General features: G+C 68.0%; 22 protein-coding genes. 14 read left to right on the forward strand and 8 right to left on the reverse strand.

Features of this window, described 5'->3' with window-relative positions:
- Positions 1 to 64: 64 nt before the first annotated feature.
- Together L1O03_RS02465 and L1O03_RS02470 are read right to left on the reverse strand one after the other, a co-directional pair.
- Positions 65 to 1,339, reverse strand: coding sequence for an ABC transporter substrate-binding protein (locus L1O03_RS02465; RefSeq protein ID WP_236117819.1), 1,275 nt, complete (start codon positions 1,337 to 1,339; stop codon positions 65 to 67).
- Positions 1,340 to 1,470: 131 nt separating this feature from the next.
- A complete protein-coding gene (locus tag L1O03_RS02470) occupies positions 1,471 to 2,511 on the reverse strand; it encodes an ABC transporter ATP-binding protein (protein ID WP_236117820.1) in 1,041 nt (346 codons plus the stop codon).
- Between the two features lie 125 nt (positions 2,512 to 2,636).
- Between L1O03_RS02470 and L1O03_RS02475 the strand changes: the two genes are divergently transcribed.
- Positions 2,637 to 3,914, forward strand: a complete 1,278-nt coding sequence (locus L1O03_RS02475; protein ID WP_420830268.1) for an Nramp family divalent metal transporter — start codon at positions 2,637 to 2,639, stop codon at positions 3,912 to 3,914.
- Positions 3,915 to 3,969: 55 nt separating this feature from the next.
- On the opposite strand, the gene L1O03_RS02480 is transcribed toward L1O03_RS02475, so the two are convergent.
- A complete protein-coding gene (locus L1O03_RS02480; RefSeq protein WP_236117822.1) occupies positions 3,970 to 5,160 on the reverse strand; it encodes an ArsB/NhaD family transporter in 1,191 nt (396 codons plus the stop codon).
- Positions 5,157 to 5,852 (reverse strand): TIGR03089 family protein, encoded by a 696-nt coding sequence (locus tag L1O03_RS02485; protein ID WP_236117823.1) that lies wholly within the window; start codon positions 5,850 to 5,852, stop codon positions 5,157 to 5,159. The genes L1O03_RS02480 and L1O03_RS02485 overlap by 4 nt, the downstream gene beginning before the upstream one ends.
- A 23-nt stretch (positions 5,853 to 5,875) precedes the next feature.
- On the opposite strand from L1O03_RS02485, the gene L1O03_RS02490 reads away from it, so the two are divergent.
- Complete coding sequence (locus tag L1O03_RS02490) at positions 5,876 to 6,898, forward strand: phytoene/squalene synthase family protein (RefSeq protein ID WP_236117824.1); 1,023 nt, start codon at positions 5,876 to 5,878, stop codon at positions 6,896 to 6,898.
- Complete coding sequence (gene crtI / locus L1O03_RS02495; protein ID WP_236117825.1) at positions 6,891 to 8,495, forward strand: phytoene desaturase family protein; 1,605 nt, start codon at positions 6,891 to 6,893, stop codon at positions 8,493 to 8,495. Before L1O03_RS02490 ends, crtI begins: the two co-directional genes overlap by 8 nt.
- Here the strand turns inward: crtI and L1O03_RS02500 are convergent.
- Positions 8,492 to 10,084 carry an LCP family protein gene (locus L1O03_RS02500; RefSeq protein WP_236117826.1) on the reverse strand — a complete coding sequence of 531 codons (1,593 nt, stop codon included), beginning with the start codon at positions 10,082 to 10,084 and terminating at the stop codon, positions 8,492 to 8,494. The two genes, crtI and L1O03_RS02500, sit on opposite strands and share 4 nt — an antisense overlap.
- A 123-nt stretch (positions 10,085 to 10,207) precedes the next feature.
- Between L1O03_RS02500 and L1O03_RS02505 the strand changes: the two genes are divergently transcribed.
- The 3 genes from L1O03_RS02505 to L1O03_RS02515 all read left to right on the forward strand — a co-directional run bounded on the left by L1O03_RS02505 (position 10,208) and on the right by L1O03_RS02515 (position 12,893).
- On the forward strand, positions 10,208 to 11,098 hold the full coding sequence (locus tag L1O03_RS02505) for a glycosyltransferase family 2 protein (protein WP_236117827.1): 891 nt from the start codon (positions 10,208 to 10,210) through the stop codon (positions 11,096 to 11,098).
- Between the two features lie 21 nt (positions 11,099 to 11,119).
- Positions 11,120 to 12,202 (forward strand): mannose-1-phosphate guanylyltransferase, encoded by a 1,083-nt coding sequence (gene manB / locus L1O03_RS02510; protein WP_236117828.1) that lies wholly within the window; start codon positions 11,120 to 11,122, stop codon positions 12,200 to 12,202.
- Positions 12,203 to 12,602: 400 nt separating this feature from the next.
- Complete coding sequence (locus tag L1O03_RS02515; protein WP_420830282.1) at positions 12,603 to 12,893, forward strand: WhiB family transcriptional regulator; 291 nt, start codon at positions 12,603 to 12,605, stop codon at positions 12,891 to 12,893.
- 21 nt (positions 12,894 to 12,914) lie between these two features.
- Here L1O03_RS02515 and L1O03_RS02520 read toward each other — a convergent pair whose 3' ends face one another.
- The gene (locus L1O03_RS02520) at positions 12,915 to 13,370 is read right to left on the reverse strand and encodes a metallopeptidase family protein (RefSeq protein WP_236117829.1); all 456 of its coding nucleotides are present in this window, start codon (positions 13,368 to 13,370) and stop codon (positions 12,915 to 12,917) included.
- A 120-nt stretch (positions 13,371 to 13,490) separates the two neighbouring features.
- Here L1O03_RS02520 and L1O03_RS02525 point away from each other — a divergent pair, with 120 nt between their 5' ends.
- From L1O03_RS02525 to manA, 4 genes are all read left to right on the forward strand, one after another.
- Positions 13,491 to 13,907, forward strand: a complete 417-nt coding sequence (locus tag L1O03_RS02525) for a DUF3499 domain-containing protein (protein WP_236117830.1) — start codon at positions 13,491 to 13,493, stop codon at positions 13,905 to 13,907.
- A gap of 97 nt (positions 13,908 to 14,004) precedes the next feature.
- A complete protein-coding gene (locus L1O03_RS02530) occupies positions 14,005 to 15,372 on the forward strand; it encodes a phosphomannomutase/phosphoglucomutase (RefSeq protein ID WP_236117831.1) in 1,368 nt (455 codons plus the stop codon).
- A 19-nt stretch (positions 15,373 to 15,391) separates the two neighbouring features.
- The gene (locus tag L1O03_RS02535; protein ID WP_236117832.1) at positions 15,392 to 16,342 is read left to right on the forward strand and encodes a hypothetical protein; all 951 of its coding nucleotides are present in this window, start codon (positions 15,392 to 15,394) and stop codon (positions 16,340 to 16,342) included.
- A gap of 2 nt (positions 16,343 to 16,344) precedes the next feature.
- Positions 16,345 to 17,538, forward strand: a complete 1,194-nt coding sequence (manA, locus tag L1O03_RS02540; RefSeq protein WP_236117833.1) for a mannose-6-phosphate isomerase, class I — start codon at positions 16,345 to 16,347, stop codon at positions 17,536 to 17,538.
- Here the strand turns inward: manA and L1O03_RS02545 are convergent.
- Positions 17,522 to 18,238 carry a hypothetical protein gene (locus L1O03_RS02545; protein WP_236117834.1) on the reverse strand — a complete coding sequence of 239 codons (717 nt, stop codon included), beginning with the start codon at positions 18,236 to 18,238 and terminating at the stop codon, positions 17,522 to 17,524. The genes manA and L1O03_RS02545 overlap by 17 nt on opposite strands.
- A gap of 24 nt (positions 18,239 to 18,262) precedes the next feature.
- The gene (locus tag L1O03_RS02550) at positions 18,263 to 18,859 is read right to left on the reverse strand and encodes a hypothetical protein (protein ID WP_236117835.1); all 597 of its coding nucleotides are present in this window, start codon (positions 18,857 to 18,859) and stop codon (positions 18,263 to 18,265) included.
- Positions 18,860 to 19,074: 215 nt separating this feature from the next.
- Between L1O03_RS02550 and ahcY the strand changes: the two genes are divergently transcribed.
- From ahcY to mtrB, 4 genes are all read left to right on the forward strand, one after another.
- A complete protein-coding gene (gene ahcY, locus L1O03_RS02555) occupies positions 19,075 to 20,514 on the forward strand; it encodes an adenosylhomocysteinase (RefSeq protein WP_236117836.1) in 1,440 nt (479 codons plus the stop codon).
- A gap of 68 nt (positions 20,515 to 20,582) precedes the next feature.
- A complete protein-coding gene (locus L1O03_RS02560) occupies positions 20,583 to 21,227 on the forward strand; it encodes a dTMP kinase (protein WP_236117837.1) in 645 nt (214 codons plus the stop codon).
- Positions 21,228 to 21,234: 7 nt separating this feature from the next.
- Positions 21,235 to 21,930 carry an MtrAB system response regulator MtrA gene (gene mtrA / locus L1O03_RS02565; protein WP_236117838.1) on the forward strand — a complete coding sequence of 232 codons (696 nt, stop codon included), beginning with the start codon at positions 21,235 to 21,237 and terminating at the stop codon, positions 21,928 to 21,930.
- A 2-nt stretch (positions 21,931 to 21,932) separates the two neighbouring features.
- Positions 21,933 to 23,522, forward strand: coding sequence for an MtrAB system histidine kinase MtrB (gene mtrB / locus L1O03_RS02570; protein WP_420830270.1), 1,590 nt, complete (start codon positions 21,933 to 21,935; stop codon positions 23,520 to 23,522).
- The last annotated feature ends 3 nt before the right edge of the window (positions 23,523 to 23,525 follow it).

A 23,525-nucleotide genomic window follows, 5' to 3' on the forward strand; every position in this document is an offset into this window, starting at 1 on the left:
AACAGTGTGAAGCCCGCACTCCGGAAGGGCAGTGCGGGCGCGTGCGCGGGTGCCCCGCGTGGTCTTAGCCGGCGGCGTTGGTGATGGCCGCGGACATATCGGCGGTGACCTCATCCACCGAGCGGTTGCCATTCAGCGCAGCGTAGGCGTTGTCCTGGATGGCCTTGGAGATCGCGGTGTAGTAGGGGCTCACCGGGCGCGGCACGGCGTTCTCGAGGGAGAGCTTCAGTGCCGGCAAGTAGGGGTACTTGTCGATGAGTGCCTGATCATCGTAGATGGACGCGAGCACCGGCGGGAAGGAGTTCTCCGCGAAGGAGCGCTGGTTGTCCTCGGTGATGATGAAGGAGATGAAGTCCCGAGCGGTGGCCTTGTGCTCGGAGTGGATGTTGATGCCGTTGTTGTAGCCACCGAGGGTGGACACGCCCACGCCATCCTTACCGACGAGCGGCTGCACCTCCACGGGGAGGCCGGCCTCCACCGCGTTGGTGTACATGTACGGCCAGTTCACCGCGTAGGCGGTGTCCCCACCGACGAAGGCCTGGTTGGTCTCCTCCTCCGTGGCGGAGAGGGAGGACTTGGCGATGGTGTTGTCCTTCAGCCCGTCCACCATGGCCTGGAGGCCATCCTTGGATCCCTGGGCCTCGACGTTCGGGGTGCCGTCGTCCTTGAGGATGGAGCCACCCCAGCCTTCCATGAAGCCCGCGGTGTTCACCGTGAGCCCCTCATACTGCTTGAGCTGGAGGACGAGGCAGTCCTTCTCCTTGGCGGCGTCCTTGCGATCCTCGCAGGACTTCTTCAGCTGCGACCAGTTCTCGGGCTTCTCGCCCACGAGGTCCGTGTTGCGGTAGAGGAGCTGGCCGTTGGTGTTCTGCGGCAGGGCGTAGAGCGTGCCGTTGTAGGTGGCGGAGTCCACGGTGGCCGGCAGCAGGCCGGAGGTATCGACCTCGAGGTCGCCGGTCAACGGGGCCAGCCACTGGTTCGCGGCGAAGTCCGCGGTCCAGACGACGTCGAGAGCCATGACGTCGTACTCGGAGTTGCCGGCCTGGAGGGATTGCACGAGGGTGTCGCGCTGGTCATCGGCTTCACCGGCGAGCTCGTGGATGGTGACCTGCTCGTCGGCGTGCTCCTTGTTCCACTTCTCGGCGATGGGCTTGATGAGGTCAATGTCGTTCTTGCCCATCGCGAAGGTGATGGGGCCGCGGCCATCGGTGTTCTCGACGGAGGGCGCTGCCTGGCCACCGTTCTCCGAGGAGGAGGAGCAGCCGGTCAAAGCTAAGGAACCGGCAAGCACGGCAGCGGCGAGCACGGTTCCACTCGTGAAGGCGAGTCGTTTGGTCATGGGTGACACCTTTCCTGTGAGGATTCTTTCACTAGTATTCCGGAAAAATCTATATCGCGGTACACCCGGTTAGCACCCCCGCGAGGGGGTCTTCACCGTGCCGCTGTGCTGTTCGGGCTGCCGGGTCCTTCCTATTCGATGCGTTCCCCGGTGCGGCGGTCGAAGTGATGGACCTGGTCGGGGGAGAAAGTCAGTGCGACGTGCTCGCCGCGGGCGGGGAGGTGATCCTCGGCCAGCCGGGCGATGAGGGTGGCTCCGGGGAAGTCCTCGCTGTGTGCATAGACATAGCTTTCGGAGCCGAGCTCCTCGACGATGTCGACGGTGGCCTCGACGGTGGGATGCCCCGCCGGGGCCTGCTCACCGTGCTCGGGGCGGAGCACGCGCACGTGCTCGGGGCGGACGCCGAGGGTGATGTCGCCGCGCTGGGCGTCGTGCGTGGGGAGCAGGTTCATGGCGGGGGACCCGATGAATCCTGCGACAAAGGCGTTGGTGGGGCGCTGGTAGAGCTCGCGCGGCGGGGCGACTTGCTGGAGGGTGCCGTCGCGAAGGACGGCGACGCGATCGCCCATCGTCATGGCTTCGACCTGGTCGTGGGTGACGTAGACGGTCGTGGTGCCGAGGCGCCGCTGGAGAGCGGCGAGTTCCGTGCGGGTTTGGACGCGAAGCTTGGCGTCGAGGTTGGAGAGCGGCTCATCCATGAGGAAGACCTGGGGGTTGCGGACAATGGCGCGCCCCATGGCGACGCGCTGACGTTGCCCGCCCGAGAGGTCCTTGGGGCGGCGGTCGAGGTACTCCTCGAGGCCGAGGAGCGCGGCCGCTTCCTTCACCTTGGCGTCGATCTCGTTCTTGGGGACCTTCTTCAGGGAGAGGGAGAAGCCCATGTTCTTCGCCACGCTCATATGGGGGTAGAGGGCGTAGTTCTGGAAGACCATGGCGACATCGCGCTCGGCGGGGTCAACTCCCGTGACATCGCGCTCCCCGATATGAATGCTTCCTCCCGCCACGGGCTCCAGCCCCGCGAGGGCGCGCAGGGTGGTGGACTTTCCGCAGCCAGAGGGGCCGACGAGGACAAGGAACTCCCCATCCCCGATGGTGAGAGTGAAGTCGGTGACGGTGGGCGACTCGGCGCCGGGATAGCGGATGGTGACGTTGTCGAAGCTCACGGAGGCCATACGTAGAAAAATATCAGACCTCCGCCAATTCGGTGGGGGTGATCACATTTGGGCCTTGAAACTGTACCTGTCATCCGATAGTCTCCGTAGTGTTCCCCATCACACCAGCTCTCGTGCTAGGAGGTATGAGCGTGGCTGAGACGACATCAACCCCGATAGAAGAGACCACCCCGCCCGCGAAAGGGCGCTGGAAGGTCATTGGCCCCGGCCTGGTGGCTGCGGCGACGGGCGTCGGTGGGGCCGATCTCGTCGCCACCCTCGTTGCCGGGCAGAAATTTGGCTATGCCCTCCTCTGGGCGTGCATTGTGGGAACGGTGATGAAGATCGTCCTCGTCGAGGGTGTGGGCCGTTACACCCTCGCCACGGGGAATACGATGTTCCACGGGTGGCGGAGCCTCGGTGCGTGGACCAGCTGGTACTTTGCCCCGTACATCATCATTTGGGGCTTTGTGTACGGCGCCGCGGGTACGAGCGGCGTGGCGCTCCCGCTCGGTGCGCTCTTCCCCTCGGTGGATCTCAAGGTCTGGGCGATCGTCGCGGGCCTCATCACCTTCGTCATGGCGTGGTTCGGCCGCTACCGCTTCATTGAGAAGCTCATGTCCGCGATGGTGCTCATCATGTTCCTCACCGTCGTCGGCATCGCGACGCTCTCGCTGCCTCACCTTCCGGAGATCCTCACCGGCCTCGTGCCCACGCTCCCGGAGGGCTCCTTCGTCTACGTGCTCTCCCTGGCCGGAGGCATCGGCGGCACGATCACGCTGGCGGCCTACGGCTACTGGTTCCGGGAGAAGGGCTGGCACGGTCCGCAGTGGATGAACATCATGCGCTGGGATAACACGGTGGCCTACCTGGTGACCGGCATCTTTGTGATCTCCATGCTCATCATCGGCGGTGACCTCCTGTACACCGCGAACATTGCGGTCCGCAGCTCGGATGCCGGCCTCCTTGACCTGGCAAAGGTGCTGGAAGATCGCTATGGCTCCACCATCTGCACCATCTACCTCATCGGCTTCCTCGCCGCGGCCTTCTCCTCCATCCTCGGCGTGTGGAATGGCGTCTCCCTCATGTTCGCCGATTACGTCGGCCACCTGCGCCACCTCGATCAGGATGATCCCCGCGTCCACGTGGGTGGGTCCTACTTCCGCTTCTACATCCTGTGGCTCACCTTCCCGCCGATGATCCTCCACTTCCTCGGGAAGCCGACGCTTCTCATCCTGTCCTACGGCGTCCTCGGCGCACTCTTCATGCCCTTCCTCGGGCTCACGCTCCTCATCCTTCTCAACACGAAGCACACGCCGAAGCCCTGGCGCAATGGCTGGTTTGTCAACCTCCTCATGGGCGTGATCTCCGTGCTCTTCGTCATCATCTGTGTGAACGAGATCATCGGGGTGTTCTCCAAGTAGAGCGACGTCGACCCACGCCGCCTCACCGCCTCTGAGGAGGATTCTGAAAAGATCCCTAGGAGATACCGGAAACAGCCAGAAGAACGCCGAGTGCCCCGCCCACACCCAGCAGGCAGAGGGGCACACCGAGCGCCGCGAAGAGCCCCCATCCGATGGGCACTCCGCGGCGCTTCATCTGATCCGCCCACAGAAGGGTGGCGAGGGAAGCCCACGGGCTCACCACCGGCCCCGCATTCACGCCGATGAGCAGCGCCATGAGCGCCTCCGGCGAGGAGGCAGCGGGCTCCAGCGCCAGATAGGCCGGGATGTTGTTGATGAGGTTCGCCGCGAGCGCCCCCACGCCGCCGAGCAGCCACGCCTGCGTCGCCCCCTCGGCATGGGCGAGGGGGGAGAGGAGCGCATCGAGCGCCCCGAGGCGGTGAATGAGCGCCGCCCAGGACGTGAGGGCCAGGATGAACGCCATCGAGCCCCAGGGCACGGCGTCCGCGCGCAGGCTCCCCGGGCGGAACACGAGAGTAATGATGACGCTGCACGCCGCGGCCACGCCGGCGCTCAGCCACACCGGCAGCGGGGAGAGCAACACCGGCAGCAGCACGAGGATGAGAATCCCGTGGCAGGCGACCTCCCACCCTGCCGATCCGCCCGCCCCGCCGGGCTGAGGTGCGGTGGCCTGCGACTCCTCCGCAGGGGAGCTGCCTGCCACGGGGGTTCGACGCCCAGCCCAGCGCGAGATGAGCAGCGGCCCGCCCGCGGCAAGAAGCGCGAGGACAAGCGCGGGAGCCCAGGACAGGGAGAGGAAATCGGCAGGGGAGGGGCCGTGCTCGGTTTGGACGGCGAGCAGGTTGGTGAGGTTGGAGATCGGTAGGAGGAGCGAGCCGAGGTTCGCCATCCAGATCACCGCCAGGCCTGCCGCGAGCGCCGGGATCCGGGCGTGCCTGGCCAGCACGAGGGCCACCGGGGTGACGAGGACGGCCGTCGTGTCCAAGGAGAAAAACACCGTGCTGAGCAGGCTCAATCCGATGATGAGGGCCCAGCCGCCGGCGGGGCGCCGGGCGTGGAGTCGGTGGAGGAGCTCATCGAAGGTGCCGGCGGCGTCGGCGAGGTTGACGATGATCGCCATGAACGTCGCGAAGCCCAGAACGGGGGCGATGCGCGCGAGGTAATCCCCGGCAGCGCCGGGATCCAGGAGGGAGAGGGCGGCCAGCGCGAGGGCCGTCAGCCCCGCGAGGCTGAGGGGGATCTTCACAGTCGGGCGGTGACCTTCTCCGCGCGGGCGATGCGCTCCAGCTCCTCCGCGGGGCGCAGCCCAGCGGCGATGACCACGCTCCCGCCCGCGGCGAGGGGGCCCAGGACCCGGGACCAGAGCTCCTCGGTGGAGCTCCAGCCGGTGCAGAGGTAGCGCTCGGCGGGGGGAAGCGGGGCGTTTGTGTGCGCGGCCCAGGCCTCGGCGAGGGTGGGGCAGGGCTCGACGAACTGGTCGCCGTAGGAGCGTACGGTGGGCCCGAAGTCGATGGCGTCGAGCGAGGGGAGCTCCTCGCCGATCTCCTCCACGCCGCGGCCCAGCGGATCGGCGGTGAGGACGACGAGCTCAGAGCCAGCAGCCTCGGCGGCGGGCACATCCTCATCCGCCGCGTCGAGGGAGCAGAAGAGAACATCCGCCTCGGTGGGGGCACCATGCTCACCGAGCACCACCTCGCAGCCCGCGCTCAGCGCCCCGAGGACCAGCGCCACCGCCTGCCAGCCCGAGGGAAGGCGCAGCTCGACGCGGGTGGCGCCGGGCTGGGCGTCGAACTCCTCGAGCAGAAGATTGCCGACCTTGGAGGTCCAATTGTCGAGCGTCTGCGCGGAAAAATCGAGGCGCGCCCCGGAGGCCTCGTCATAGACGCTGAGGCGAGGAGACGCCGGGTCATCCGCCAGGAGCTGAGAGAGGAGTGTCATGAGCCCCAGGGTACGGTAGAACCATGCCCGAGCCCACACACCCACACCTCGATGCGGAGACGTGGAGCCGCGCCGCCGGGCACGCAGCCCAGCACATCATTCGCGACTATTCCTCCAGCTTCGGGTTGGGATCGCGGCTCCTCCCGCCTCGTGTGCGACAGGACATCGCCCATCTCTACGCGGTGGTGCGCATCGCGGATGAGATCGTCGACGGCGCGGCCGCCGAGGCGGGCCTCAGCCTCGAGGAGATCCGCGCGGCCCTCGATGCCTACGAGGAGCAGGTGTGCGCGGCGCCCTCGCGCCCCTTCCACACCGACCCCGTCCTCCACGCCTATGCGGAAACAGCCCGCCGCTGCCGCTTCCAGGAGGAGCACCTGCGCGCCTTCTTCCGCTCCATGCGGATGGACATTCGCTCCGGCCCCGCCCGCTTCGATGAGGAGCAGATCCGCGCGTACATCTACGGATCCGCCGAGGTCATCGGCCTCCTCTGCCTCGCCGTCTTCGAGGCCTCCGCCTCCGATACTCCCGCCTCCGAGGGGACGACGACGCCAACCCACGCGCCCAGCTCTCGCAGCGGTGATACCCGCAGCCCAGAGGAGCGGGCGACACTCGAGCACGGCGCACGCGCCCTCGGCGCGGCGTTCCAGAAGATCAATTTCCTCCGCGACGTGGGCAAAGACTATGAGCACCTGGGGCGCATGTACCTCCCCGGCTGCGGTGCCTACCCGCCCTCCGAGGCGGCCATCCACCGCTGGATCGCGGAGATCGAGGAGGACCTGGCGGCGGCCCGCGCAGCCATCCCGCTGCTGCCCGGCCCCTGCCAGCCCGCGGTGTGGACGGTCACGCACCTCTTCGAACAGGTGGCGGAGCGCCTGGCCCAGACCCCTCCGGATCAGCTCCTGGGCTCGCGGGTGCGGGTGAGCGCGCCGGGCAAGCTGGGCATCGCGGCGCGCACCCTGGCCAGCGCCGGGGCCCGCACCCTGAGCCGCGCCCTGACGCGGAGCCAGGCGAACAATCTCACACGAAGGAGAACAGAGGATGACTAAGATTGCCGGCGCCCAGGTGGTGGTCATCGGGGCGGGGGCCTCGGGCCTGGCTACCGCCACCCTCCTGGCGGATCGGGGCGCCCAGGTGAGCGTCGTCGACCGCGGCGAGCGCCCGGGCGGGCGCGCCGGGGTCCTCACCCTGCCGGAGCACCCGGGCTTCCGCTGGGACACGGGCCCCTCGTGGTACCTCATGCCCGATGCCTTCGAGCACTTTTATGCGCTGCTGGGAACGTCGGCGGAGAAGGAACTCGAGCTCGAGCGCCTTGACCCCGGCTATCGATTCTTCCCCGAGGGCTGCGCCCCGCTGGACATCCCGCACGGGAAGGAGGAGGTCGCGGCGCTCGCGGAGTCCCTGGAGCCGGGCGCGGGGGCGGTGATGCGCTCCTACCTCGCGCAGGCGGGGGAGTTTTACGACATTGCGTGCCGACGCTTCCTCTACACCACCTTCGAGTCCCCGGCGCCGTTCCTGCACCTTTCCGTGGCGCGCCGCGCGCTGCTCCTCCTCCGGCTGCTCAGCACGTCCCTGGAGGGCTGGGTCCACCGCCAGGTCCACGACACGCGCCTGCGCCAGCTGCTCACCTACCCCGCGGTGTTCCTCTCGGGGGAGCCGCGCACCGTCCCGGCGCTCTACCACCTCATGAGCCACACGGACCTCGTCCAAGGAGTGCGCTACCCGCAGGGCGGCTTCGCGGCGGTCATGGCGAGCGTCCGGCGCCTCGCCGAGGAGCGCGGCGTGCGCTTCCTCCAGCGGACCGAGGCCACGCGGATCCTCACCACTCCACACGGCCAGGTTCGGGGCGTGCGCATCCGCCGCGAGGACGGCGCCGTTGAGGACATTCCTGCCGACCATGTGGTCTCGACGGTGGACCGCCGTCACAGCGAGCTCGATCTGCTGCCCCCGGCCCAGCGCACGTGGGGGCCGCGCCACTTTGAGAAGCAGAACCCGGGGATCGGGACGGTGCTGGTCATGGCGGGGGTGCGGGGCGAGCTGCCGCAGCTGCGCCACCATAATCTCTTCTTCCGCCGGGAGTGGGAGAAGGACTTTGCGCAGGTCCGCCGCCCGATGCGCTGGGATCCGCGGACTGATCTTGCCAGTGAGGTGCCCTGGTCCCGGTCTATTTACGTCTCCGTCACCTCGAAGACGGAGCGGGACGTGGCCCCGGCGGGGCATGAGAATCTCTTCATCCTCGTTCCCGTGCCGGCCGACCCCCGCCTGGGCCACGGGGACCTCCACCACCCGGAGGCCTCCCCGGCGGTGGCCCACATCCAGCGGGAGGTCCTCGCGCTCATCGCGAAGTGGGCGGGGATCCCCGATCTGGCCGAGCGCGTGGTGGTGAGCCGGAGCCTCGGCCCGCTGGATTTCCTGGAGCAACACCACGCCCAGTCGGGTGGGGCCATTGGTCCGGCGCACACGCTGCGCCAGTCCGCCTTCTTCCGGGGCGCGGTGCGCAGCGCGAAGGTCGCCAACCTCTGGTACGCGGGGGCGACGACGCGGCCGGGCGTCGGCATCCCCATGTGCCTTATCTCCGCGGAGAACGTCCTCAAGGGGATGGAAGGGGACCGCTCCTGCGGCCCCCTGGATGTCTCGTTGCGTTAGTTCACGCAGCGCGGCCCGTCGCCGCCGGCGTCGATCTGCGGGGAGACGGACTCCTCGCCCATCTCGGAGCCGGGCTGGCCCACGACATTGCTCGGGCTCTCGCCGAACATGCCGCTGGAGCCGGGGCCGTGGTAGTCATCGTGCGCAATGAGGAGGATGCTGCCAGGTTCGAGAGAGTCATCGGTAATGACCTCCATGCCGCCGAGGTAGTCGGCGAGGGAGCGGCCGTCCTCCTCCAGGCCGGGCGCGACGTGCACCTGGCTGTTGGCGTACTGGGAGGGCTCGGCGTTGCCGGTCTCCGTGACGGTGAGGTTCTCCTCGGTGAGCTTGTCCTGGAGGAAGCCCGCCAGCCCGGAGGTGGAGCCGGCGTTGAGGATGCGGATCTTCGCGTTGTGGAGGCCCTCACTGAGCGCCGGGTTGTTCTCCGCGGGGGCGGGGGCGGCCTCCTCGGAGGGCTTGTTCCCCTCCTTGTCGCCGAGCAGGTCCTTCATGAAGCGGTGGACCTCGTTGGTGTCCACGGTGACGATGGACTCGCCGTAGTCTCCCGTGCCGTCGAGGGAGGTCACCGGGATGGTGTTGAACTGGACGTTTCCGCCGGCCAGGTCCTGGAGCTGGGTGGCGAAGCTGAGGATGTCCCAGCCTTCGTCGAGAACGACGGAGCGCTGCACGGCGTCGCCCATGTCCTTGAGCTTGGTCGGGTTGGTGAGGGTGCCGGCGGCGAGGACCTTGTTCACCAGGGAGGCCATGTAGGCCTGCTGGCGGACGATGCGGTCGAGGTCACCGCGCGGGAGGCCGTGGCGCTGGCGGACGAAGGCGAGCGCCTCCGGCCCCTGGAGCGTCTGACGCCCGGCGGGGAAGTGGGCGCCGGAGAATTCGTCGTCCACGGCGTTGTTGAGGCAGACGTCGACGCCGCCCACCGCGTTGGTGAGCAGCACGAATCCGAGGAGCCCGACCTCGGCATAGTGATCAACCTCGATGCCGGTGAGGTCCGCCACCGCGGAGATGAGGCCCTGGCGTCCGGCGACCTTGCCGCGAGCTTCGATCTCGGTGTCGCTCAGCGCCTCGCCGCCGTTTTGGGCTTCGGCGCGCAGACGGTCCTGCTCCTTATACTTATGCGCCGCGTAGACCCCGTTGATCTTCATGTTGCCGTTCTCGCCGTCGTGAACATAGGTGTCACGAGGGATGGACACGGCGGTGGCGGAGGAGCCGTCGTTGGGGATGCGGATGACCATCATCGTGTCGGTGTTGTCGGCTTCCTCATCGCCGGCGTGGAGCATCTCCACTTCCTCGGGCGAGAGGCGATTGCCCTGCGCATCCGAGCGGGAGTCCGAGCCCACGAGCAGGATGTCCGTGGCCCCATCCTGGGCCGCGCGGGATCCCTTGCCCCCGCCGAGCGCGAGGTTCCCGGCGTTGGCCACGTCATTGCCGACGCGCCCCACCGTCGCGTACCCGATCCCGGATATGAGCAGGACGCAGACGGCGAGGACCGCCAGCGTCACCTTGAGGGGCTTCGATCCCGCCTGGGCGAGGGAGGGCGTCGTCGAGGGGGCAGCCTGGATGTCCCGGACTGGGCGGTGCGGCTCGTTCACTAGCGGAAATCTCTCACGTCGTCGGTTAAGGAATGGGGAATTCTGCAGAAGAGAATACTACTGTTGCTTTCCCGAGTGGCGGAACCCGGGACGCGTGGTCCCCGCCGGTAGGATGCTGGGACTGTGAGTACTTCGTCGACCTTGCTGCCGGTCATCACGGTGACGTATTCGCCGGGACCCTATCTGCGCAGCTTCCTCGATTCTCTTCCCGACGCCACCTCGGCGCCCACGCTCGTCATCATGGCCGATAACGGGTCGACGGATGGCGCGCCGGAAGCCGCGGTGGGCGAGGGCGTCGAGCTGCTGCGTACGGGCGGCAACATCGGGTATGGCGCAGCGATCAACGCGGCCGTCCGCGATCTGGACCGGCGCGGCATCGACTCGGAGTTCGTGCTCATCGCTAACCCGGACGCGGCCTTCGACCCCGGCAGCATCGATGAGCTGCTGGCGTGTGCGCGCCGGCACCCGCACGCCGGGGCCGTGGGACCGCGCATCCGCGAGGCCGATGGCAGTGCCTACCCCTCCGCCCGGGCGCTTCCCACGCTGGGAACCGGGATCGGACATGCGCTGCTGGGGGCGGTGTGGCCGTCGAATCCGTGGTCGCGCGCCTACCGTGATGATGTCCGCATGGATGTGGAGCGGGAAGCGGGATGGCTCTCGGGCTCCTGCCTGCTGCTGCGGCGGGAGTCGCTGCGCGACGTGGGCGGCTTCGATGAGCGCTACTTCATGTACATGGAGGATGTGGACCTCGGGGACCGGCTGAAGCGCGCTGGGTGGGCGTCGATCTTTTGTCCCACCGCCGAGATCACTCACACGAAGGGGCACGCGGCGGGTTCTCGCCCGGCGCTGACGCTGAAGGCGCACCACGAGAGCGCGTACCGCTATCAGGCGGATCGCCACCCGCACTGGTGGCAGGCTCCGCTGCGGCTCGCCCTCCGGGTGGGGCTGTGGCTGCGGGGAAGGTTGGCCGTGCGGGCCGCCCTCCATCGACACTCGTCCGAGGACTCTCACTAAGCACACGGAGGGATCAAGACAATGGCAACTCTCGCTGAAACTGATGCCGTCATCCTCGTCGGCGGCCGTGGCACGCGGCTGCGCCCGCTCACGGTGAACACGCCGAAGCCGATGTTGCCGACGGCCGGCTACCCGTTCCTGCAGCACCTTCTCGCGCGGATCAAGGCTGCGGGCATTGAGCACGTCGTGCTCTCGACCTCCTACAAGGCGGAGGTCTTTGAGGAGTACTTCGGCGATGGCTCGGAGTTTGGCCTGGACATCGAGTATGTCGTGGAGGAGCAGGCGCTGGGCACGGGTGGCGGCATCCGCAATGTTTATGACCGCCTGCGCCATGACACGGTGATGGTGTTCAACGGGGATGTGCTGGCGGGCACGGATCTCTCCGCGCTCATTGAGACCCACACCGCCAAGGACGCCGACGTCACCATGCACCTCGTCCACGTCTCGGACCCGCGGGCCTATGGTTGCGTGCCCACGGACTCCGAGGGCAAGGTGATGAACTTCCTCGAGAAGACGGAGGATCCGCCGACGGACCAGATCAACGCCGGCTGCTACGTCTTCCGCCGCGAGCTCATCGCGAAGACGATCCCCGCGGGCCGCGCGGTCTCGGTGGAGCGCGAGGTCTTCCCCAAGCTCCTCGAGGAGGGCTACCGGGTCATCGGCCACGCGGACACCTCCTATTGGCGGGACATGGGCCGCCCGGATGACTTCATCCACGGCTCCTCGGACCTGGTCCGCGGGATTGCCTACTCGCCGCTGCTGGAGGGCCGGACGGGGGAGTCCCTGGTGGACGAGACCGCCGGCGTCCGCGAGGGCGTGTTCCTCTTCGGCGGCACGGTCGTCGGCCGCGGCTCGGAGATCGCCGCCGGCTGCCGCATCGATGGCTCGGTCATCTTCGATGGGGTCACCATCGAGCCGGGCGCCCGCGTGCAGAACTCCATCATCGCGTCGGGGGCGACGATCGGCGCGAACGCCCGCATCAGCGACTGCGTCATCGGCGAGGGCGCGCAGATCGGCGCCCGCTGTGAGCTGCGCAGCGGCATGCGCGTGTGGCCGGGCGTGGTCATCCCGGACAAGGGGATTCGCTTCTCCTCAGATGCCTAGAGGAGGGGGGTTCGACGCGCTGAGCTGGGCGTCGAGCCCCCGAGGCGGGGGCGTATGCCGGCGCGGGGTGGTGCGGGACGCCGCACACCCGGGGGCGGGGAAAGCGGGGAGCGACACGCGGCTTGTGCCGATTTCTTCAGGGGGCACTATATGTAGTACCCCCACCTTCACCCCCGGGCTGTTAAAGATGTGACGCGTGTGGATAGTGACGTGGGGAAAGCGTGAAAAACGCAGGGGATCGGGGTGCGAAGGTTGACGATATGTAGGGTGGAGTGTGTAATCACAACGGTGTAAGGCGAGCTATCTCCTCGTTGACCCCATGGAGGGAGGCAGACGAGTGGTCCAGCCGCCACACGATCCAGACAAAGACCAACGGAGAAAGGATGCAGGCGTGGATGAAGTGACTGACGGCGCCGTTCTCCGTGTGGGCGCGGGTGCAGAACTCACCCTGGAAGAACTCTTCGGGGCTGTCGAGCAGGAGTGGCAGGATCAGGCCCTCTGCGCGCAGACGGATCCAGAGGCCTTCTTCCCGGAGAAGGGGGGATCCACCCGGGAAGCCAAGCGCATCTGCAAGGCGTGCCCGGTCCGGGATGAATGCCTGGAATTCGCCCTCGAACACGATGAGCGCTTCGGAATCTGGGGAGGGCTCTCCGACCGCGAGCGTCGCCGCCTCAAGCGTCAGATCGGCTAGTAGCGGCTCAGCCGGGGAGTCTTAGTACTCGAAGCGCGGGTCGATATCCCGGGGGTCCACGTTGAGATAGACCGCGACGAGCGCGCTGAGCACAGTGGCCAGGAGGTCCCGCCGCTCGAGCGCATCGCGGGAGCGCTGCTCAATGGGGCGTCGGAAGATGACAATGCGGGCACGGGTTGGCCGGCCGCGCACGTCAACGCCGGCGGGGATCACGCGCCCGAGGGGAACGGGGCCATCGGCAAAGATCTCGTCGGGGAGCACCGTCATGTCGGCGCTCAGCCGCATCCGGGGGATGGTATCCACCGCAATGTCCAGCCCATGGAGTTGCTCCGCGAAAGCATGGTGGATGGGCGCGTAGGCCTCGAGGACCAGGGCGTCGAACTTCTCGCGCGGGCTGCGGGCGCGCGGCACGGCGTGCGGAAAGAGGGGCCCGCGAAGGCCGCGGCCATGACGATCCCGAGACGGTGCAGTGCGCATGCCCCCTACTCTAAGGCCCGCGCGGGAGCCTCGGGCCGAGGCGCGCGGCAGCACGCTTCTGCGGGGCCGCTCGGCGGGGAGGGCTTGAAAACCTGAAGTACAGGTCTAGACTCGGTGGGCGTGAGTTCCTTTCGCCGTTGTTGCCGCCCCGGCTGTAATCGTCCTGCCGTCGCGACGCTGACCTATGCCTACAGCGAGTCGACGGCTGTAGTGGGGCCCCTGGCCGAGTCCCCGGATCCCCACAGCTGGGATCTCTGCGCGGAGCACGCGGAGAAGATCACCGTGCCGCTGGGCTGGGAGATGCTCCGGGTGGATCGCATCGACGAGGAGGATGATGACGATCTCACGGCGCTCGCCGAGGCCGTGCGCGAAGCGGGCCGCGGCCGGCCCCGCAGCGGCTTGGTGACCCCGGAGGAGAATTGGTCTGACCCGGAGACGTCGAGCCACCCGGTCCATCGCCTCAAGCGGGTGGCGCAGCAGAAGGTGCGTCGTCGAGGGCATCTTTACGTCGTCCCGGACCTGGAGGAGGACGAGTAGCCGGGGCGTCCGCGCTGTCCGGGGAGTGAACGCATCCACCCGGCGGGGTAATCTAAGGGGGCTTATGACGCCGACCCCAAAGGATGTGACCCTGTCGATGTATACGCGCGAAGACCTCGCCTCCGTCATCAAGGCCTATGACGTGCGCGGCGTGGTGGGGGAGAAGTTCGACGCTCAGCTCGTCCGGGATATCGGCGCCGCCTTCGCCGCCCTCCTGCGCTCCGAGGGGGAGAGCACCCTGGCCATCGGCCATGACATGCGGGAAAGCTCCCCGGAGCTCGTCGATGCCTGCGCGGAGGGTGCAATGGGCCAGGGCATCGACATCATCGACCTCGGCCTCACCTCCACCGACGAGCTCTACTTCGCCTCCGGCTCGCGCGGCTGCGCGGGGGTCATGTTCACCGCGAGCCACAACCCGGCACGCTACAACGGCATGAAGATGTGCCGCGCCGGCGCTCGCCCTATCGGGCAGGACACCGGCCTGGCGGACATCACCACCATGCTCGTGGAGGGCATCCCCGCCTACGAGGGGCAGCCGGGGCAGCGCCGCGAGGAGGACGTGCTCGAGGCCTATGCCGAGCACCTGCACTCGCTCGTGGACCTCTCGGGGATGCGCCCGCTCGTCGTCGCCGTCGACGCCGCCAACGGCATGGGCGGGCTCACCGTGCCGGCGGTGCTCAAGGGGCTGCCGATTGAGCTCAAGCCGCTCTACTTCGAACTCGACGGCACCTTCCCCAACCACGAGGCGAATCCGCTGGAGCCGAAGAACCTCGTGGACCTGCAGGACTTCGTCCGCCGCACGGGGGCGGATATTGGCCTCGCCTTCGATGGGGATGCGGACCGCTGCTTCGTCGTCGATGAGCTCGGCCAGCCGGTGAGCCCCTCGGCGATTTGCGCGCTCATCGCCGAGCGCTACCTGGAGAAGCACCCCGGCGCCACGATCATCCACAACCTCATCACCTCCAAGTCCGTGCCGGAGACCATCCGCGAGCACGGCGGCAAGCCGCTGCGCACGCGCGTGGGGCATTCCTTCATCAAGGCGGCGATGGCGGAGTCCGGCGCCGTCTTCGGCGGGGAGCACTCGGCGCACTACTACTTCACGGAGTTCTTCAACGCGGACTCCGGCATCCTCGCGGCCCTCCACGTTCTCTCGGCGCTCGCCCAGCAGGAGGGGCCGCTCTCGGAGCTCATGGCCCGCTACCAGCACTATCAGGCCTCCGGGGAGATCAACTCGACGGTGGAGGACCAGAAGGGGCGCACCGAGGCGGTCGTCGAGGCCTTCGCGGATCGGACGGAGTCGGTGGATCGGCTGGACGGCGTGACCGTGGAGCTTCGCGGCACGCCGGCGTGGTTTAACGTGCGCGCCTCCAACACGGAGCCACTGCTGCGCCTCAACGTTGAGGCCCCCAGCGCCGCCGAGGTGGACGCGCTGTGCGAAGAGATCCTCGGAATCATCCGCGCTTAAAACACTATCCTGGGGGCTCATGAGTGAGCCACTGGCAGAGTTCTATGACGTCGCCTGCGAGGGCGCCTATGTGCGGACCCTCGCCTCGGCCGTGGAATCGGGGCTGTTCGGCGGGCTTCCGGGGGAGCCTCCGCGCAGCCTCATCGTGGTGGCGGCGGGCGCGATCGCCCGGGCCGCCGCGCAGGCCGCGGTCCAGGTGCTCAGCCCGCTGCCCTTCCCCGTCGTCGTGGTGCCGACGCTCCCGGAGTACATCGGGGTTCTCGACGTCCTCATCGTCCTCGGCGAGGCCCGTGAGCAGGACCGATGGCATGCCGTGCGGGAGGCTACCCGCCGGGGAGTGCCCACGGTGCTCGTCGATGCCCCGGGCGCCGTCACGGAAGAGGCTCCGGATGAGACGATGATCCTCCCCGTCCCCACGGGCGCCACGGGATGGGGCTCCCCGGCCAGGGCGCTCAGCGCGGTGGTGGCCGTCGCGGAGCTCATGAGTGCGGGGGATGGGTTCGTGGTGGACCGGCTCCTCGAGGCCGCCGAGCGCGTCGATGAGGAGCTCACGCGCCTGAGCCCCGAGCGCGACGAGGACGCCAACCGCGCCCGCCAGCTGCGCAATCTCTGCGCTTCCCACAGCATTGTGCACAGTGGCCACCCGGCGATTGCGTCGCTCGTGCAGGGGGTGTGGTCGGCGCGGGGGATCGCGTCGGCGGCCGTCGAGCGCCAGGAGTGCGCCGCCATCCTGCAGCGCCAGCCCTCCCGGGATCTTTTCTTTGACCCGTTCGTGGACGAGCAACCGCCGGTGTTACCCTCAAAGGTTGTGCTATGGGGCGCGAGCCCCACGGAGTCCGAGGCCAGGGTGGGGTCCTATCGCGAGGAAGAGCCCGCGGGGATCTCGGCTGGTCCCTTCTCCGATGCCCTCATCCTGTCCACGCGTGGCCTTGCCGCCACGGTTTACCCCGTCACCACGGAGGACCTTTAGTCATGCAGCAGCTCGACGGAACGATCCGCAGTTACCCCTGGGGCTCGCGCACCATGATGGCGCGGCTGCAGGGGCGGCCGTGTCCGACAGAGCGCCCGGAAGCAGAGCTGTGGTTCGGGGCGCACCCGATGTGTCCGTCGACGGTGGCAGGACGCTCCCTCCTCGAGGTCATCGAGGAAGACCCCGAGGGCTGCCTGGGCTCGCGCGTTGCCGAGCGCTTCGGATCCTCCCTGCCCTTCCTGCTGAAGATCCTCGCGGCGGAGGAGCCGCTCTCCCTGCAGGCCCACCCATCGTTGGAGCAGGCCCAGGAGGGCTTCGCGCGGGAGAACGCGGCCGGGATTGATCTCACGGCGCCGCAGCGCAACTACCGCGACGCGAACCACAAGCCCGAGTTGGCCGTCGCGCTCACGGAGTTCACGGCGATGGCCGGCTTCCGCCCGCTAGCCGCTACCCGCGACCTGCTTCGCAGCCTCGAGTGCCCGGCGCTCGAGCGCTATATCGCGATGATCGACACCGAGCACGCCACCGACGCGGCGGAGGAGGAGAGCCTCCGGGCCCTGCTCACCACGTGGATCACCATCCCCGCCGGGGTGCGCGAGGAGCTCCTCGCCGCGGTGATGGAGGCGGTGGAGCGCCGGGGCGAGCGCGGCGACTGGACCGACGAGGTCCTCCGTAACATCGCGACCCTCGCCGAGCGCTACCCCGGCGATAGCGGCATCCTGGGCGCCCTGCTGCTCAACCATGTGACCCTCCAGCCCGGCGAGGCGATCCACCTCGCCGCCGGCCAGCTCCACGCGTACATCCACGGCCTGGGCGTGGAGATTCAGGCCAATTCCGATAACGTCCTCCGCGGCGGCCTGACCAGCAAGTATGTGGACGTCCCCGAGCTCGTCCGCGTGCTGGACTTCCACTCCCTCGAGAACCCGCGGAACACCCCGGAGCTCGACGAGGATCACCACCGCTGGACCTACCAGGTGCCGGTGCCGGACTTCCTTCTTCACCGCGTGCCGGAGGCCCAGGACACGCTCATCGATGAGGACGGCCCCGTCATTGCGATGTGCACGGGCGGCACGGTGCGTCTGGACAACGGCGCGGAGACCGTGGACCTGGCCCCGGGGGAGGCCGCGTGGATCCCCGCGAAGGATCCCGCTGTGCGAGCCAGCGGCGGGGGCGAGCTCTTTATCGCGACGGCCTAGGAGCGCTCGGGCTCTCTGCGCCCGAGGGGGTGGTCTCCGGGGAGACGGTGTTCGGCTCCACCGGCTGCGTGCTTGGGTCGGTGGGCTCAGTGGGCTCTGTTGGTTCCGTCGGCTCGGTGGGCTCTGTGCTGGGATCCGTCGGCTCTGTTGGCTCGGTACTCGGATCCGTGCTGGGATCCGTGGATGAGGTCCCCGGATCGGTGGGGCCGGTGGGCCCAGTGGGCGTGGAGGGCTCCGTGGGGCCGGCGGGGGATGTGGGCCGCTCGGGATTTGCAGGCCGCGAGGGCCGCGGCACCGTCGGCTGGGGCTCCTGCGGGGAGGCGCCCGGTGCGCTCTGCGCCGGCTGCTGGGGGTTGGCGCTCGGACGATAGACGCTCGTGGGGGTCACGGCCTGGTGGCTGTTGGGCAGCCAGGCGTGGGGCGGGAGATAGGGGTCCTCGCTCGGCAGCGCCTGGTTGTGCGTCTGGCGGGTGCGCGGCGATTGCGGCGAACTCGTCTCCTGCGTCGATGGTGCCGACGCCCGGCTCGGCGTGGTTGTCGTGGTGATCGTGCTCGGGGCAGCGCTGGAGGTCGGCGGGGCGGGGCTTGGCCCGGTGAGGAGCCACACGCTGAGGCCGACGATCGCCGCGACCACGATGCCACCAAGGATGAAGAGAATAACCCGGCGGTTCTCGTGGGGGCGCTGCTCAGTAGACGTCATACTTAGGGTTCTTCCACACTCTTTCTAGCGGCTGGGATGGGAGAGGCTGCCGGTTCCTCCGGAGGAGGGCGGCGGGCCTGGCGGGGTGCTGGGCGTGGTCTCGCTCGGCTGGTGTCCGTTGGGCTCCGCGGGGCCGGTGGGGTGAGGTGTGTCCTCGGCGGAAGGAGTCGCGGGCGTGACGGGCTCAGTGGCGGGTTCCCCGGGCTGGGTGCTGGGGGTGCTCGGCGAGGCGGAGTGGTGCGGGGCCGGGGCCTCCGGGCCGGGGTTGGTGGGGCGATACACCCGAGTAGGGGTGATCGGCTGGGGGCTCGGCTCGGTCCACGCGTGGGGAGCGAGGAAGGGGTCATCGGCGCTGAGGCCGGCGTAGTTCTCCGTTCCCTCCGTGGGTTCGGTGGCGGTGACGCTGGGGCTGCCGTCGGCACGGGAGGGCGAGGGAGTGGGGCGCGGCGAGGGCGAGGCGGAGTCGGATGTCTGGGCGGTCGCCGGCCGGATGGGCTCGGAGGGAGGGTGCGGCGTGCCGAGCTTCCACACGCTGAGGCCCGCGAGTGCGGCCACCGCGATTCCCGCAGCAATAAAGACCGCCACGCGGCGGTTATTGCTGAGCAAGGAGGATGTGCTCACTGGGCTCCCTCGTCGAGGCACAATCTGATAACAGTTTGATAACTTAGCAGCCCGTCGCACAAAAGGGAACCGTTCCCTGCACGCTTGGTGCAGGGGAGCCGGGCAGGCCGAAGCCCGGCGTCATGTCCGGGGTGAGGGTTACAGTGGTGACTGTTCATCTTCTAGGAACTCATCTGAGGAACCCATACGCTATTGCTCAAGGAGGAATCCCATCAATGAGTGCTCCGTTTGACTTCAAGGTCCGTGACCTGTCCCTCGCCGACTCTGGGCGCCACCAGATCCGCCTCGCCGAGCATGAGATGCCCGGCCTCATGGCCCTGCGCCGCGAGTATGCCGAGGAGCAGCCGCTCAAGGGCGCGCGCATCGCTGGCTCTATTCATATGACCGTCCAGACCGCGGTGCTCATTGAAACCCTCACGGCCCTGGGCGCCGAGGTCCGCTGGGCATCCTGCAACATCTTCTCCACCCAGGATGAGGCCGCCGCGGCGATCGTCGTCGGCAAGGGCACCCCGGAGGATCCGCAGGGCGTGCCGGTCTTCGCGTGGAAGGGGGAGACCCTCGATGAGTACTGGTGGTGCCTCCGCCAGGTCTTCACGTGGGGCGAGGGCGTGGAGCCCAACATGATCCTCGACGATGGCGGCGACGCGACGACGGCCGTCATCCGCGGCATGGAGTTTGAGAAGGCCGGCGCCGTGCCCCCGGCTGAGCCCAACGATTCCGATGAGCACATCGCCTTCCTCGGCATGCTCCGCGAGGTGATGGAGGAGGACAACCAGCGCTGGACCCGCGCGGCCGCCTCCATCCGCGGCGTCACCGAGGAGACGACGACGGGCGTGCACCGCCTCTACCACTTCGCGGAGGAGGGCGTCCTGCCCTTCCCGGCGATGAACGTCAACGACGCGGTGACGAAGTCCAAGTTCGATAACAAGTACGGCACTCGGCACAGCCTCATCGACGGCATCAACCGGGCCACCGACATGCTGCTCGGCGGCAAGAACGTCCTCATCTGCGGCTATGGCGATGTGGGCAAGGGCTGCGCCGAGGCCATGAAGGGCCAGGGCGCCCGCGTGAAGGTGACGGAGGCCGACCCGATCAACGCCCTCCAGGCCCTCATGGAGGGCTTCCCGGTGGTCACCGTGGACGAGGCCATTGGTGAGGCAGACATCGTCGTCACCGCCACCGGCAACCTGGGGGTCATCACCTTCGAGCAGATGCTGAAGATGAAGGACCACGCCGTGCTGGGCAACATCGGCCACTTCGACAATGAGATCGACATGGCCTCCCTCCTTCACCGCGACGACGTCAGCCGCGTGAACATCAAGCCGCAGGTCGATGAGTTCACGCTGCCCAATGGCAGGAGCATCATCGTCCTCTCCGAAGGGCGTCTCCTCAACCTGGGCAACGCCACCGGCCACCCCTCCTTCGTCATGAGTAACTCCTTCGCGGACCAGACGATCGCCCAGATCGAGCTCTTCCAGAACGGGGACAACTACGGCAACGAGGTCTACCGCCTGCCGAAGATCCTCGATGAGAAGGTGGCCCGCATCCACGTTGAGGCCCTCGGCGGCACCCTCACGGAGCTCACCAAGGAGCAGGCGGAATACATTGGTGTGGACGTGGCCGGCCCGTACAAGCCGGAGCACTACCGCTACTAGGAGCTAAGGAGCTCCACCGGGAGCTCCACTGGGAGCGCCGAACCAACCCCCGAGAGAAAAGAGGGTGCATGATTATCGCCGTGGAGGGCATCGACGGAGCCGGGAAGAACACGCTGGTCTCCGCCCTGCGGGAGAGCGTGGACGCGGAGGTCCTCGCCTTCCCCCGCTACGCGGATTCCGCCGCCGCCCAGCTGGCCAGCGAGGCCCTCTACGGCCGCATGGGTGATCTCACCGACTCCGCTTATGCCATGGCCACCCTCTTCGCGCTCGACCGGCACGACGCCCTCCCGACGCTCCGCACCTTCGCGGGGAGTGCGCAGCGCCTGCTCATCGTCGATCGCTATGTCGCCTCCAACGCCGCCTACAGCGTGGCCCGCACCCGCGACGAGTCGCTGGCGGACTGGGTGGAGCAGCTGGAATTCTTCCGTCTGGGGCTTCCCCGCCCGGATCTCCAGGTGCTGCTCGCTACCTCAGCGGAGGAGGCAGCGCGGCGTGCCGCCCACCGCGAGTCCGAGGACTCCCAGCGCAGCCGCGACCGCTACGAGCGGGACGCCGGACTCCAGGAGCGCACCCTGGCGGCCTACCGGGAGCTCGCGCGCAGGGAGTGGGGGAGTCCCTGGTTGGTGACGACGTCCGCGGAGGATATTCTGCAAAAGATCCCCCGCAGTTTTTTCCACAGCACTACCCGCGCGGCGGGCGTTCATGGAGAGTGAGGCACACATGGCAGCGAAAATCCTCGTCGTCGATGACGATCCGGCCATCTCTGAAATGTTGACCATCGTCCTCGAGTCCGAGGGCTTCCAGCCGGTCGCCGTCATGGATGGCGCCGAGGCCGTGCGCGTCTTCGAGGAAGAACAGCCCGACCTCATCCTCCTCGACCTCATGCTCCCCGGCATGAACGGCATCGACATCTGCCGGACTATCCGCCAGCGCTCCTCCGTGCCCATCGTCATGCTCACCGCGAAGACGGATACCGTCGACGTCGTCCTGGGCCTGGAGACCGGGGCGGATGATTACATCACCAAGCCCTTCAAGCCGAAGGAGCTCATCGCCCGCGTCCGTGCCCGCCTGCGCCACAATGACTCCAAGCCCACCGAGGTGCTGGAGGTAGGAGACCTCGTCATTGACATCGCCGAGCACACCGTGAAGCGCGGGGAGGAAGAAATCTCCCTCACCCCCCTCGAGTTCGACCTGCTCCTCGAGATGGCCCGCCGCCCCCGGCAGGTCTTCACCCGCGAGGAACTCCTCGAAAAAGTGTGGGGCTACCGGCATTCCACGGACACCCGCCTGGTCAACGTCCACGTGCAGCGGCTGCGCTCCAAGGTGGAGAAGGATCCCGAGAACCCCCGTGTCATCCTCACCGTCCGCGGCGTGGGCTATAAGACCGGCGACGGTGTGGTGGGCGAACACGAGTAATCGTGAGAGCGCTCAAAGAGTCCTTCCTCCAGGCTCGGGATCGAGTCCTGGAAGGCTGGCGTACCTCCCTCCAGCTCAGGGTGATCGGCACGATCTTTGCCGTCTCCGCGGTGGTCATGATCCTCATCGGCGTGGGTCTGGTGAGCATGATCGCGCAGAGCCTCGTCGACGCGAAGATGGACATCGCGAACTCGGAGATTGATCGCGCCCGGGCCACCGTCGAGCAGCAAATCGACGCCACCGCATCCTCCAGCTCGCTGACGGTGCGCCTCAACTCTGCGCGCGCCACGCTCACCTCCCGTAGCGGCTCGGGTTCCGACGTCGCGGCGGTCTACGAGCCGGTGCTCGTCGTCCCCAACGCCAATGGCGGGGCGGTGACCTCGCCGGAGGGCTATCGCATCCCCGAGCACCTCCAACACTTCGTCGCCGAGGGGCAGGTCTCCTACCAATTCGCCACGATCGACCGCCCGGATGGCTCGACGTACAAGGCGCTCATCATCGGCACCCCGACCTCCTCGGACATTCCTGACCTGCAGGTGTACCTCGTGCTCTCCCTTGAGCAGGAGGAGTCCACCCTCGCGATGATGCGCGGGCTCCTCTCCGCGACGGGCATGGTGGTGGTCGTGCTCCTCGTCGGCATCACCTGGCTCATGGCGAACCAGGTCACCGCGCCCGTGCGCTCCGCAAGCCGCATCGCCCAGCGCCTCGCCGACGGCCACCTCCGCGAAAGAATGGCAGTCAACGGCGAGGACGAGATGGCGCGCCTGGCCTTGAGCTTCAACACCATGGCGGAGTCGCTGTCCACGAAGATCCAGCAGCTCGAGGAGTATGGCGACCTGCAACGGCAGTTCACCTCGGACGTCTCCCACGAGCTGCGCACCCCGCTCACCACGGTGCGCATGGCCGCGGAGATGATCAACCAGGAGACGGAGAACATGTCCGCCGCGGCGCAGCGCTCCTCCCAGCTGCTCATGCGGGAGCTCGACCGCTTCGAGGCCCTGCTCAGCGACCTGCTGGAAATCTCCCGCCACGATGCCGGCGTGGCCGATCTCTCCGAAAGCCAACTCGACGTTCGCAGCTGCGTCCACGCGGCATGGGCCCAGGTGGAGCATCTCTCGGAGAAGCTGGGCGTCGAGGTCCACTTTGATCTGCCCCAGGACCCGGTCATGGTGTCTGCGGACTCCCGACGCCTCGAGCGCATCCTGCGCAACCTCATCGCCAATGCTATCGACCACTGCGAGTCGCGGCCCATCGAGGTCACCCTGCGCGCCACCGAGAGCGCCGTCGGCATCACCGTCACCGATCACGGTGTGGGGCTCAAGCCGGGGCAGGAGGAGCTCGTCTTCAACCGCTTCTGGCGCGCCGATGCCTCCCGCGTCCGCCACTCGGGCGGCACCGGGCTGGGGCTGGCGATCGCCCGCGAGGACGCCCAGCTCCACGGCGGGACGCTCGACGCGGCAGGCACCTACGGCGTGGGCTCGACCTTCCGCCTCGTCATCCCGCGCACCCCGGGCGGCAGCATCACCCCGGCTCCCTTGCCCTTGGAAGCCCCGGAGCCCCTCGACCCGCCGGAGACCCCCGAGGAGGACTAACGC

It is taken from the genome of Corynebacterium uropygiale, assembly GCF_021568315.1.
GTDB lineage: Bacteria > Actinomycetota > Actinomycetes > Mycobacteriales > Mycobacteriaceae > Corynebacterium > Corynebacterium uropygiale.